This window comes from Achromobacter aloeverae (assembly GCF_004121055.1).
Taxonomy (GTDB): domain Bacteria; phylum Pseudomonadota; class Gammaproteobacteria; order Burkholderiales; family Burkholderiaceae_B; genus Bordetella_C; species Bordetella_C aloeverae.
Map to the genome: position 1 here is coordinate 15,434 of NZ_PYAL01000002.1, position 12,938 is coordinate 28,371.

Below are 12,938 nucleotides of genomic sequence, written 5' to 3' on the forward strand. Positions count from 1 at the left end.
TCCGTGCGCAGGCGTCAGGTGCCGCCCGCCGGTCCGCAGCAGCCCTCGCCGCCCGCGCCCTTGAGCTCGATCTCGACGAAAACGAATTCTTCCTTCCCGGGATTGATCACGTTGTGCTCGACCCCGACCGGGCGGTAATAGGACTTGCCCGTGGTCAAGGGGCTGCGAACCTCGCCTTGCGGGGTCTCCAGCAGCAGTTCGCCGGTGGTCTGCGGCACCACGACGTAGTGCATGCCATGGCGGTGCCAACCGGTTTCGCCGCCCGGAGGAAAGCGCCACTCCGTGACTTTGACGAGTTCGTTGTCGATCTGGACGGTGGGGATGGCGGCGGGGCGTTGCATCGTATGTCTCCTGATATCTGAATTGGGATTGCCGATGGCGATGGCGCTGGCGAGGCGGCGATCGGGGTCGAGTCCGGGGCGGGGCAGGCCGCCGCCGGCCTCAAGCCTGGGCGCCTCCCGTGTTCACGCGCGTGCTGTCCCAGCCGCGGCCGGGCACCGCGCCGATAAGGCGCTGGGTGTAGCCATGCTGGGGGGCATCGAAAATCTGGGATGGGCTGCCGTATTCGACGACCTTGCCCTGGTGCATGACCAGCACGGCATTGCAGATCTGTGCCGCGACGCGCAGGTCGTGGGTAATGAAGACCAGGCCGATGCGCAGCCGCTGCTGCAGGTCGCGCAGCAGCTCCAGCACCTGTGCCTGCACCGACACGTCCAGGGCCGAGACGGATTCGTCGGCCACCAGGACCTTGGGGTCCAGCGCCAGTGCGCGCGCGATGCCGATGCGCTGGCGCTGGCCACCGGAGAACTGGTTGGGGTAGCGGTCGAACGCCGAGGCGTCAAGGCGCACCAGCTCCAGCAGCTCGCGCGCGCGGGCATGGGCCTGCTCGCGAGTCTTGCCGGCCGCGATGGGGCCGTCGCTGATGATGCGGCCCACGGTCTGGCGCGGATTGAGCGACGCGAAAGGGTCCTGGAATATCATCTGGATGTCCTTGCGCAGGGGCCGGAACGCGCTTTCCGACAGGGGAGCGATGTCCTGCCCGTCGAACAGCATCTGGCCGCCGTCGATGCCCACCAGCTTGAGCAGGCATTTGCCGATGGTGGACTTCCCCGACCCCGATTCGCCGACGATGCCCAGGGTTTCGCCCCGGCGCACGCGGAAGCTGACATCGTCGACGGCGCGCACCACGCGCTTCTTGCCGAACCAGCCATGGCCGGTGACATAGGTCTTGCGCAGGTTCTTCACTTCCAGCACCACCTCTTCCCGCGCCGCGTCGGCTTGCTCCCTCGCGCGCCGGTGCGGCACCGCCGCGATGAGGCGCCGCGTGTAGGGATGCACCGGCCGGTTCAGCACCTGTTCGGCCGGTCCCTGCTCGACCACCAGTCCCTTTTCCATGACCACCACGCGGTGCGCGATCTCGGCCACCACGCCGAAGTCATGGGTCACGAACATGACGCCCATGCCTTTCTCTTTCTGGATGCGGGCGATCAAGGACAGGATCTGCGCCTGCGTGGTGACGTCGAGCGCCGTGGTGGGCTCGTCGGCGATCAGCAGCGCCGGCTCCAGCGCCAGCGCCATGGCGATCATGACGCGCTGGCGCTGGCCGCCGGACAGGCGGAAGGGGTAGGTGTGGAACAGCGTGGCGGGATCCGGCAGGCCGACGAACGCCAGCATTTCCAGCACCCGCTGCTCGCGCGCGGGACCGGGATAGGCGTCGTGCACGCGCATGACTTCGGCGATCTGCTCGCCCACCGTCATCAGCGGGTTCAGGGCCGACAGCGGCTCCTGGAAAATCATCGCCATGTCCTTGCCGCGCATGCCGCGCAGCACGCCTTCGGGCTGGGCCAGCAGGTCCTGGCCGCGGAAGAGGATCTGGCCCCGTTCCGGACGCAGGTAGTTCGGCAGCAGGCCCATGATGGCGTTGGCGCTCATCGACTTGCCCGAGCCCGATTCACCGACGATGCAAAGGATCTCGCCGGCGCGGATGTCATAGCTGATGTCGCGGACGGCGTACGGACGGTCGCCGCCGGCGGGCAGGGCGATGCTCAGGTCGCGGATGGCCAGCAGCGGCGCGGCGTCATCGCGCGGCGGCTTGGGCTGGGGTTCGGGCTGGATGGTCGTATCTTGTCGAGGGGGCATTTGCAGGGTCATCGTCCGCCTCCTATTCGCCGCGGCGGCGCAGTTGCGGGTTCAGCGCGTCGTTCAGGCCTTCGCCGATCAGGTTGATGGCCAGCACGGTCAGCAGGATGGCCAGGCCGGGCCAGACGCTCATCCACCACGCATCGCGGATCATGGTGCGCGCCGCGCCTATCATGAATCCCCAGCTCATCAGGTTGCGGTCTCCCAGGCCCAGGAAGGACAGCGACGATTCCGTCAGGATGGCCGTGGCCACCATGAAGGACGCCGACACGATGATGGGCGACATCGCATTGGGCAGGATTTGGGTGGCGACGATGCGGGCCGGCTTCTGCCCGATGACGATGGCCGCCTGCACGAATTCGCGCTGCTTCAGGGTCATGAACTCGGAACGCACCAGGCGCGCGGCCGGCGGCCACGAAACCACGGCGATCGCGCCCATGATGGAGTAGATCGAAGGGCCCAGCACGGCCACGATCACCACTGCCATCGCCAACTGCGGGATGGTCTGGAAGAACTCGGTGAAGCGCATCAGCACGTCGTCGACGCGGCCGCCGCAGTACCCGGCGGTGGCGCCTACGGCCACGCCGAACAGCAGGGCCACGCCGGTCGACAGCAAGCCTATCATCAGCGACACGCGCGCGCCCCATACCAGTCCGGCGGTGATGTCGCGCCCCAGCATGTCGGTGCCGAAGGGGTAGGCGGGATCCGCGAAGGGCTTGATCAGCGGCGACGCCACCATCATCCAGGGCGAGTCCTCGTAAAGATAAGGCGCGGCGATGGCGGCGGCGATCACCACCAGGATGATGACCAGTCCCACCACCGCGCCGTAGTTGCGCGCATAGCGCCTGAAAAAAGCCTTCATGCGCCCGCTCCTTGTCCGCCGGCGCCGATGCGCGGGTCGACCAGCCGGTAGATAATGTCCGTGATCACGTTGAAGACGACCACCATCACGGACGTGACCAGGAAGATGCCCAGCAGCAGCTGGTAGTCGCGCTGCAACAGGGCGTCGAACATCAGGCGTCCGATGCCGGGCCACGCAAATACCGTTTCGGTGAGCACCGCGCCGCCCGCCATCTGCCCCAGCTGGATGCCGGCGAACGTAATCACGGGCAGCAGCGCATTGCGCAGCACGTGGGCACGGATGACGCGGCCCGGCGCCACGCCCTTGGCGCGGGCGGTCTTGACGAATTCCATGCCGATGACCTCCAGCATGGACGCGCGCGTCAGGCGCACATACACGGCCATGAAGAAGCAGCCGAGCGTGATCACGGGCAGGATCAGGTGTTCGGCGATGTCGCCCACCCGCGTCCAGCCGGTCAGGTTGGCGCCCACCGTCTCCATGCCGAAGGCCGGCAGCCAGCCAAGCAGCACCGAGAACAGCAGGATTCCCATCAAGGACAGCCAGAACAGCGGCGTGGCATAAAGCAGCAGGGCGCCGCCCGTGACGACGCTGTCGAGCCAGCGGCCGCGGTTGTCGTAGCGCGCGCGCGCCGCCACCACGCCGAACAGCACGCCCAGCACGATGGAGAAGACGAAGGCGCAACTCATGAGAAGAAAAGTGGCCGGCAGGCGTTCGACGATGAGGTCGATCACCGGCACGTGGTTGCGATAGGAAAAGCCCAGGTCCAAGGTGGCCACGCCTTTCAGGTAGAGGCCCAGCTGGGTCAGCACCGGCTTGTCCAGGCCGAAGGCGGTGCGCAGTTGCTCGACGTAGGCGGCGTCGCTGGCGCCGGCCTGGCCCGCGAGCACCGCGGCCGGATCGCCGGGCGCCAGGCGGATAAGGAAGAAATTGATGATCACGACGCCCAGCACGACCACCAGGGCCTTGCCGACGCGCGACAACAGGAAAGACAGGAATTTCATGCAGGCATCCCGGTGGGCGCGCGCCGCGGCGGCGCGTTCGTGGCCGCGGCGCGCGCGTGCATCACTTGTCGATATAGACGTCGTCGAAGCTCTCGTTCAGCCCGATGGCGGTCTTCACCAGGTTGTGCACCTTGCCGCGATACAGCGTGGGGTATTCGAGATCGAGCAGGAAGCCGTTGGCGACGTCGGTGACCAGCATCGTCTGGATCTTCGTATAGAGCTCCTGGCGCTTGGCCTTGTCCACCTCGGACGCGGCCTGGTTCCACAGCTTGTCGGCCTCGGGGTTGTTGTAGCCCTGCACGTTGGCGAAGGGCGAGCCCTTCACCATGTTCGACGCGACATACAGGCGCTGCACGCCCAGCGCGGGATCGCCATACTGGTAGGTGAAGTTCAGCGTGATGTCGAAGTCCCAGTTGCCGGTGCGGCTGGCCCAGCCGCCGGCATCGGTCGATTCGGTATCGACCTTGAAGCCCAGCTGCTCCAGCGCCTGCTTGACGTATTCGCCCAGGCGATCCCAGGTTGCGCCGTAGGGGAAGGCCAGTTGGCGGATGGTGTAGTCGCCCGGCTTGATGCCCGATTCCTTGATCAGTTCGCGCGCCTTCTTCATGCTGAAGTCCAGCGGCGGCGTGTTCTTGTCGTAGAACATCTCGGTGGCGACCAGGGGGCCGGTCGACGGCTTGCCCAGGCCGAAGAAGATGTTGTCGACGATGAGCTTGCGGTTGAGCGCGGCCATGACGGCCTGGCGTACCTTGACGTTGTCGAAGGGCGGCTTGCGCATGTTCATCAGCAGGTAGGCCTGCGGCGAGAACATTTCCCAGCCCGCGGTCGTGTACTGGACGTTGGGCAGGGCGCGCATGCGCTTGACGTCGACGTTGTCGATGTCGCCGCCGCGCAGCACGTCGACCGAGCCACGTTCGAACGCCACGGCGCGCGAGGCGGAATCGGGGATGACGTTGAAGACCAGCTCGTCCAGGTAGGGCTTGCCCGCTTTCCAGTAATTGGGATTGCGTACCAGCTTGATGTACTCGCCGCGTTTCCATTCCTTGAAGATGAACGGGCCCGTGCCGACCGGCTTCTGGTTCGCCGGATTGGTCATGTAGTCGGTGCCGGCATAGATGTGCTTGGGCATGATGGGCGCGAAGCCCGGCTCGAAGGCCAGCAGGAAGGCCGGGAACGGCGACTTAAGCTTGACCACCACCGTCAGGTCGTCGGTCTTCGCGACCGACGCCACGAACTGGTTCAGCAGCACGCGGGCGCGGGCGTGCGTCTTGGGCAGCATGTCGGCCAGGGAGAACACCACGTCATCGGCGGTGAAGGGCTGGCCGTCCTGCCATTTGACGCCGTCCTGCAGATGGAAGGTATAGGTCAGTCCATCGGCCGACACATCGTAGGACTTGGCCAGGCTGGGCTGCGGCTTGAGGTCGGCCGAGTAGGTGAACAGGCTTTCGAAGATCTTGCCGGCCACGAACTGGGTGGGGGCCTGCTGGTTGATGGCCGTCACGATGACCGGCGGCTCGGGCTGCACGATCATGTTGAGCGTGCCGCCGCGTGTTTGCGCCTGGGCGCCCAAAGGCAGCGCGGCCGCGACGGCCAGCGACGCCAGAACGAGTTTGAAGCTTAGTTCGAGTTTCACAACAGGCCTCCATGGAGGAAGTAAGTGCGTCGCCTGGCGGCCCTTGTGGGGACGCCGGGGGTGGGAGAAAGCAAAAAACAGGTTCAGTTCCCGCCGGTCGGCGGAATTACGGCGTGGGAGGAGCCTTGGCGGGCAAGCGTGGATGGCGACAGCCGCATCGTCGGCGCGGGCGCGTGGCTGGCAATGATGTGTCGTCCGACTGCAAGATATTCCCCTTGAGGCGGGCCCTTCCAGGCCCGGACTAAGCATTTTTCTTGTGGACTGCCTTGAACCGCTGGGCGCAGCGTATCGAATATTTGGTACTCTCAATAGAGCCAAATTTCTTCGCATGGATGGTGCCACTTGCGCGATGTCAATCTGTCCGAGGTCCTGCTGCGTCGACTGGATCGCAGCGAGAAGGAGCCCTTATCGCGGCAGATATATACCGTTCTGCGCATGTTGATACTCGACGGGGAGATCGCCGCGGGGGTCAAGATGCCCGCCACGCGGACCTTGGCGACCGACCTGGGGTTATCCCGCAACACCGTCATGCACGCCTACGAACAGCTGCTGGCGGAGGGCTATGTCGAGTCCGCGTTTGGCAGTGGCACCTTCGTTTCCGACACGGCGCCGCGTATCCGCGGCAGCGGGCCGCCCGAGCACCGCCCCGATGATCCGGCCTGGCACCAGGCCGCGCTGTCCGCCCGCGGCAACCAGCTGGTGCGCCTGGCCTCGGTATCGGACCGCCAATTGGGCGCTTTCGTCGCCGGCGTGCCGGATGTTTCCCTCTTCCCGCACGGGATCTGGAACAAGCTGCTGAGCCGGCACTGGCGCGCGCCGCCGCCGGAGTTGCTGACATATGCGCACGGGGCCGGCTACATGCCCCTGCGCCGGGTCCTGGCCGAGCACCTGCGCATGTCGCGCGCGGTGCGCTGCGAGCCCGAGCAGGTGGTGCTGACCACGGGCATCCACCAATCCATCGGCTTGCTGGCTCGCCTGCTGGGCGATCCGGGGCATACGGCCTGGATGGAGAACCCGGGCTACTGGGGCGCGCGCTCCATGCTCCAGGCCTGCGGCATAACGACCATACCGGTGGACGTCGACGACGAGGGCCTGGCGCCCGACGCCAGGCAATTGGCGCAGCCGCCGCGCTTTATTTTCGTGACGCCGTCGCACCAGTACCCGCTGGGGCACATCATGAGCCTGACGCGCCGGCGCGGCTTGCTGGACTACGCCCGCGAGCATGGTGCGTGGATCGTCGAGGACGACTACGACAGCGAATTCCGTTTCGGCGGCAAGCCGCTGGCGTCCCTGCAAAGCATGGACCAGCACGATCGCGTCCTCTACCTGGGCACGTTCTCCAAGACGCTTTACCCCGGCATACGGCTGGGCTATATGGTGCTGCCGCGGGCGCTGGCCACGCCGTTCGGCATCGGCCTGTCCGAGCTGTACCGCGAGGGGCGGCTGATGGACCAGGCCGTGCTGGCGGAGTTCATCGAGAAAGGCCACTATGCGACCCACTTGCGGCGGATGCGCCAGGTGTACGCGCGCCGCCAGACCTTGCTGCGCGATGCCATTACCGCCCAGTTCGGGGCCGACTGGCCTATTTCGACCCACGAAGCGGGCCTGCATCTGGTCATGCACCTGCCCGCCGGCACCGACGACCTGGGCATCGCCATCGCGGCGCGCACGCTGGGGTTGACGGTGCGTCCGCTGTCGCGCTATTACGAGGGCTCGGCCGGCGCGCCCGGCTTGTTGCTGGGGTATGCCTGCGTGCCCGATAATCTCATCGGCCCGTCCTTCCAGCGGCTGGTGCAGGTGATCACGCCCGCGCTGGAGCACAGCCGGCGTGCCCCCGTGGCGCGCCGCGCGTGACGCGGGCGCCGTCCGGATTCCCGGCATCGTATCCAAGGAGACAGCCCAGTGGCAAAGAAACACAAGATCGCGGTCATCGCCGGTGATGGCATAGGCAAGGAAGTCATGCCGGAAGGCCTGCGCGTGCTGGAGGCGGCGGCCACGCGCTTCGGCATCGATTTCCAATGGGACCATTTCGACTGGAGCTGCGACTATTACGCCAGGCACGGCAAGATGATGCCGGACGACTGGCGCGAGCAGATCGGCGGCCACGAGGCGATTTTCTTCGGCGCCATCGGCTGGCCGGACAAGGTGCCCGACCATGAGGCCTTGTGGGGCTCGCTCTTCCGTTTCCGCCGCGATTTCGACCAGTACATCAACCTGCGCCCCGTGCGGCTGATGCCCGGCGTGGTTTCCCCGCTGGCCAACCGCAAGCCGGGCGACATCGATTTCTTCATCGTCCGGGAGAACACCGAGGGCGAGTATTCGAACAGCGGCGGCACGCTGTTCGCGGGCACCGAGCGCGAAGTCGTCATCCAGGAGAGCGTCTTCACCCGCATCGGGGCCGAGCGCGTGCTCAAGTTCGCCTTCGAGCTGGCGCGCAAGCGGGGCAAGCACCTGACCGCGGCCACCAAGTCCAACGGCATTTCCATTTCCATGCCGTGGTGGGATGCCCGCGTGGCCGAGATGGCCCAGCATTATCCGGACGTGCGGTGGGACAAGTTCCACATCGACATCCTGTGCGCGCACTTCGTGCAGCATCCGGACCGCTTCGACGTGGTGGTGGCGTCCAACCTGTTCGGCGACATCCTTTCCGACCTCGGTCCGGCTTGCACGGGGACGATAGGCATCGCGCCGTCGGCCAACCTCAATCCGGAGCGCAAGTTTCCGTCGCTGTTCGAGCCGGTGCATGGGTCGGCGCCCGACATTTATGGCAAGGGCATCGCCAATCCCATCGGGCAGATCTGGAGTGGGGCGCTCATGTTGGACTTCCTGGGATATCCGGAGGCGTCGCAGGCGGTGGTGCGCGCCATCGAGGCCGTCCTGGAGCACGGCCCTCGCACGCCGGATATGCAAGGCGGCGCCAAGACGGTCGATGTGGGCAAGGCGGTCGCCGACCGGCTGGCGCAGGGGTGAGGCCTAGGAAAATCCAGGGAACCGAGGTTGCGTCGTTGTTACAGACGACGCGACGCGCCGATGCCGCACTGAGTGAAACGGAACGTCCCTTTGATGTAACAATCCTATGCTGATCCGTATAAACGGCCACAAATCCACGAAAATCACAAGGTGTTCAGCGAGGATCCTCGGTTTTGAATTCTGCGTTTCATCAAATTTTCAATTTTGAATGCGGTTGTAAGGTTATAGTCGCCTATGCAGTGCCGGACCGATGGGCGCGGGGGCGTCCAGTGACACTGGCGGAGCTGCATTCCTTATCCGCACTAAATGATCACTGAGTACGAGTTTGGCATTGTTACCATCTACAAGTCTGGCTATCGACACCGCTGAGGGCATGCCCGGTGCCGCGCCGCCGCGTACCTACGGCGACGGCGGCGGCGTGGTGCTTTACAACGGCAAGGTGGGGAACCAGCGGCTGGATCGTTTCTGGCGCAAGTTCTATGCGGCAATGCGCAGCCGGCGCATGCAGCACAATCGGCACCTGTGGCCGTACGTCTCGATCAAGCGCGACGCGACGGGCGCCATTTCGGCATTCAAGGCTTTCCGCCATTCCGTGCCGCTGACTCCGGTCGCCGAAGCCTTCACCGATTCCCCCGAACTGGTGCACCTGATACTCAGCGGCCCTTCCATCGCCGAGATCCAGTACGACCGCCTGCCCATCGCCGCGGCCATGGGCGTGAACGGTTCCATCGCGCTGGTTCACAAGTTCGATATCCCGTTCAAGTATTACTGCGTCATCGACCAGAATTTCGTCCGGCGCCGCATCGACCTGATGCGCGAAGTGGTCTCGCGCGACCTGACGCTGTTCGTCACGCCGGATGTGTTGCGCTACCTGATGCAGGGCATTCCGCCGGCGACCTACAAATGCCGCATCTGCGTCATCGAAGTGGTATCCGAGCGCGCCTACCAGCCCTCGTCGACGCCGCAGGAGTTGCTGGCGCTGGCGCGGGCGCGTCCGGAAATGTCGGTGTTCGACGCCGAGCGCGCACTGGGCTACAGCTTCAACGTGGCGCGTGGGGTGTTCGACGCGGATACGGTGGCCTATGCCGCCTTGCAGGTGATGGTCGCCGGCGGCGTGAAAAAGCTGTACATCCATGGGCTGGACCTGGGTTTTTCGAGCGGCCGCCGCTTCTATGACGAGGGCGAGCGTCCCGAGACCAGCCGGCTGGTGCGTAATTTCGAGCGCATGATAGAGCCGTCCTTTGCCCAGGCCGCCGGCCTGTTGAAGGAGCGCGGCGTGGAGCTCTACAACCTGTCCCTGGACAGCGCGCTGTCCGAACGCATCATCCCCAAGGTGGACTGGCGCAGCCTGTTGTCCCCCGTCGCAGCGGCAGCCTAGCGGCCGCGCCGTTTCCCGCCGATGCATGAAAGACATACGGGCCGCGCAAGCGGCCCGTATGTCTTTCAACGCGCGGCCCGTTCGTCACGGGCCGGCAGCCGGCTTCAATGCGCCCCGGCCGCCGCCTCGGCCGCGCCGCCGCCCTTGGCGGCCCGCTGGGGGCGGGCGAACCAGACCAGCACGATCAGCATCAGGAAAATCAGCGCCGACGCATAGAACACGTCCAGCGCCGACAGCGTGAAGGCTTGGGCGTTGACGATGCCGTCCACCGCGGTGAGCGACTGTTGCGGCGACATGCCGACGTTCGACAGCGCATGCACCGCCTGGTCGAATGCCTGCGTCCCCGGCTTGGCCGTCTCGGTCAAGTGGGCATGGTGCATGGTCGCGCGGTTTTCCCAGACCGTGGTGGCGATGGAGGTGCCGAAGCCGCCCATCGTCAACCGGCAGAAGTTGGACAGGCCCGAGGCCGCGGGAATGCGCCAGGGCTCGATGCCGGACAGCGTGATCGATGTCAGCGGAACGAAGAAAGCCGCCATGGCCGCGCCCTGGATGATGGTCGGTATGACCAGGTTGCGCATGTCCGTCTGCGGCGTGAAGCCGGCGCGAAGGTAGCACACCAGCGCGAAGACGCAGAAGGCGAACGTGACCAGGTGGCGGGGATCGCGCGTGGCCAGCAGGCGGCCGACCACGGGCGTCAGCAGGATGGCGAGGATGCCGACGGGCGCGGTGACGATGCCGGCATCCGTCGCGGTGTAGTTCATATTGCTTTGCAGCCATAGCGGCAATAGCACCACGTTGCCGAAGAACACGCCATACGCGACCGCCAGGGTGATCGCGCCCACCGAGAAATTGCGGATCTTGAAGAGCCGCAGGTCCACCACCGGATGGGCGTCGGTCAATTCCCAGATCACGAAGAACACGAAGGCGACGATGACCACGACCGCCAGGGTGACGATGGTCGAGCTCTGGAACCAGTCCAGCTCCTTGCCCTTGTCCAGCATCACCTGCAGCGAGCCGACCCAGACCACCAGCAGGATCAGGCCCACCTTGTCGATGGGGCGCTTGTGCGTGACCGATTCGCGCTTGCCGTAGATGCGCCAGCTGACCCAGGCGGCCAGCAGGCCGACGGGGACGTTGATATAGAAGATCCAGGGCCAGGTGTAGTTGTCGGAGATCCATCCTCCCAGCAGGGGCCCGGCCACGGGCGCCACCAGCGTGGTCATGGCCCAGACCGCCAGCGCCATGCCGGCTTTCTCCTTCGGGAAGCTGGCCAGCATCAGCGCTTGCGAAAGCGGGATCATGGGGCCGGCGACGGCGCCCTGCAGCACGCGAAAGCCGATCAGCGCCTCCAGGGTGGGCGCGAAGCCGCACAACCAGGAGGCCAGCACGAAGAGCAGGGTGGAGGCCAGGAACAGCCTCACCTGGCCGAAGCGCTGCGTCAGCCAGCCCGTCAGCGGCACGGTGATGGCGTTGGCGACCGCGAACGACGTGATGACCCAGGTGCCCTGGCTGGTGCTGACGCCCAGGTCGCCTGAAATGGTCGGGATCGATACGTTGGCGATCGAGGTGTCCAGCACGTTCATGAACACCGCGGTCGACAGGGCCACGGCGCCGATGATCCGCGTGGCCCCCGTCAGGGGCGCATAGGTGCCGGCGGGCGGCGCCGGCGTGGCCGGCGCCGAACCGGCGTTGGAGGTTTGCTCGCTCATGGCGTCTGTTCGAGAGGGGCGGGGACGCGTGGTGCGCGGATGGGTTTATTGCGCCAGGTTGGCCTGGATGATCTTCTGGATCATGGCATCGGCTTCCTTGTGGTCAGGCTCGAACGCGCGGGTGACCCAGACCGGCTCGGTGCGGGTGGCTTGCGTCACGGCCTGGCCTTCCTGCTTGCCGACGTCCACTTCCACGTCCATCGACAGGCCGATGCGCAGCGGATGCGCCTGCAGTTCCTTGGGATCCAGGGCGATGCGCACGGGCACGCGCTGCACCACCTTGATCCAGTTGCCGGTGGCGTTCTGCGCCGGCAGCAGGGCAAACGCGCTGCCGGTGCCCGCGTCCAGGCCTATCACCTTGCCGTGATACTTGACGCTGCCGCCATACAGGTCGGCGGTCAGTTCCACGTCCTGGCCCACGCGCATATTGCGCAGCTGGCCTTCCTTGAAATTCGCTTCCACCCAGACCTGGTCCAGCGGCACGATATTCATCAGCGTGTTGCCGGGCGCCACGCGCTGGCCGACCTGCACGCCGCGCCGCGCCACCATGCCCGTCACCGGCGCCGGCAGCACCGTGCGCGAAGTCGCCAGCCATGCGTTGCGCACGTTGGCGGCGGCTTCCAGGACGTCGGGATGCCGTTCCACCGTGGTGCCGTGCGTCAGGGCCTGGTTGGTGGCCAGCTTGGCCTTGGAGGCGGCCAGCGAGGCCTTGGCCTGGGCCAGGCCGGACTCGGCGCTTTTCAGCGTGGTCTGCGCGTGCAGGATTTCCTCGCCGCTGACGCCGCCGGACTTGGCCAGGGCCTGGCGCCGCGCGAGATCGCTGCGGGCGCGCGCCAGGTCTGCCTGGGCGCGTTCGATGTCGGCCAGGCGCACGTCGACGTCGGCGGCCAGCGCATCGTTCTGCACATACAGCGTGCGCACTTGCCGCACCGTCTGGCCCAGCTTGGCCTCGGCCTGCGCCAGCGCGATGTCGGTGTCGGCGGGATCCAGGCGCACCACCGGCGCGCCGGCCTTGACGGTTTCGGTGTCGTCGGCTTCGATGGCCACTACCGTGCCGGGCACCTGCGGGGTGATCTGCACGAGGTTGCCGTGCACGTAGGCATCGTCGGTGCTTTCGAAGTGCGAACCGACTACCCACCACCAGACGGCGTAGGCGATGGCGATCAGAACGAAAATGCCGGTGGCCAGCAACATCAGGCGTTTGCGGGCGGAATTGGAAGTCTGCGGGGCATTCATGACGTAGTGT

Annotated in this window: 10 protein-coding genes; 3 read left to right on the plus strand and 7 right to left on the minus strand. The window is 66.0% G+C overall.

Features of this window, described 5'->3' with window-relative positions; all coding sequences use genetic code 11:
• Nucleotides 1-14: 14 nt before the first annotated feature.
• The 5 genes from C7R54_RS06960 to C7R54_RS06980 form a co-directional block, all read right to left on the minus strand.
• On the minus strand, nucleotides 15-341 hold the full coding sequence (locus C7R54_RS06960; protein ID WP_129149500.1) for a cupin domain-containing protein: 327 nt from the start codon (nucleotides 339-341) through the stop codon (nucleotides 15-17).
• Between the two features lie 100 nt (nucleotides 342-441).
• Nucleotides 442-2,139 (minus strand): ABC transporter ATP-binding protein, encoded by a 1,698-nt coding sequence (locus tag C7R54_RS06965; protein WP_129149501.1) that lies wholly within the window; start codon nucleotides 2,137-2,139, stop codon nucleotides 442-444.
• A 22-nt stretch (nucleotides 2,140-2,161) separates the two neighbouring features.
• Nucleotides 2,162-3,001, minus strand: coding sequence for an ABC transporter permease (locus C7R54_RS06970; RefSeq protein ID WP_129149502.1), 840 nt, complete (start codon nucleotides 2,999-3,001; stop codon nucleotides 2,162-2,164).
• Nucleotides 2,998-4,002: an ABC transporter permease gene (locus tag C7R54_RS06975; RefSeq protein ID WP_129149503.1), complete on the minus strand. Its 1,005-nt coding sequence runs from the start codon at nucleotides 4,000-4,002 to the stop codon at nucleotides 2,998-3,000. Before C7R54_RS06975 ends, C7R54_RS06970 begins: the two co-directional genes overlap by 4 nt.
• A 61-nt stretch (nucleotides 4,003-4,063) precedes the next feature.
• Nucleotides 4,064-5,635 carry an ABC transporter substrate-binding protein gene (locus C7R54_RS06980; RefSeq protein WP_129149504.1) on the minus strand — a complete coding sequence of 524 codons (1,572 nt, stop codon included), beginning with the start codon at nucleotides 5,633-5,635 and terminating at the stop codon, nucleotides 4,064-4,066.
• A gap of 342 nt (nucleotides 5,636-5,977) precedes the next feature.
• Between C7R54_RS06980 and pdxR the strand changes: the two genes are divergently transcribed.
• From pdxR to C7R54_RS06995, 3 genes are all read left to right on the plus strand, one after another.
• On the plus strand, nucleotides 5,978-7,489 hold the full coding sequence (gene pdxR, locus C7R54_RS06985) for a MocR-like pyridoxine biosynthesis transcription factor PdxR (RefSeq protein ID WP_129149505.1): 1,512 nt from the start codon (nucleotides 5,978-5,980) through the stop codon (nucleotides 7,487-7,489).
• Between the two features lie 48 nt (nucleotides 7,490-7,537).
• Nucleotides 7,538-8,605, plus strand: coding sequence for a tartrate dehydrogenase (locus tag C7R54_RS06990; RefSeq protein WP_129149506.1), 1,068 nt, complete (start codon nucleotides 7,538-7,540; stop codon nucleotides 8,603-8,605).
• 373 nt (nucleotides 8,606-8,978) lie between these two features.
• The gene (locus C7R54_RS06995) at nucleotides 8,979-9,983 is read left to right on the plus strand and encodes a hypothetical protein (RefSeq protein ID WP_240039423.1); all 1,005 of its coding nucleotides are present in this window, start codon (nucleotides 8,979-8,981) and stop codon (nucleotides 9,981-9,983) included.
• Between the two features lie 104 nt (nucleotides 9,984-10,087).
• Here the strand turns inward: C7R54_RS06995 and C7R54_RS07000 are convergent, their stop codons facing one another.
• Together C7R54_RS07000 and C7R54_RS07005 are read right to left on the minus strand one after the other, a co-directional pair.
• Nucleotides 10,088-11,692 carry a DHA2 family efflux MFS transporter permease subunit gene (locus C7R54_RS07000; protein WP_129149507.1) on the minus strand — a complete coding sequence of 535 codons (1,605 nt, stop codon included), beginning with the start codon at nucleotides 11,690-11,692 and terminating at the stop codon, nucleotides 10,088-10,090.
• A 45-nt stretch (nucleotides 11,693-11,737) separates the two neighbouring features.
• Nucleotides 11,738-12,928 carry an HlyD/EmrA/EmrK family protein gene (locus tag C7R54_RS07005; RefSeq protein WP_129149508.1) on the minus strand — a complete coding sequence of 397 codons (1,191 nt, stop codon included), beginning with the start codon at nucleotides 12,926-12,928 and terminating at the stop codon, nucleotides 11,738-11,740.
• Between the last annotated feature and the right edge of the window lie 10 nt (nucleotides 12,929-12,938).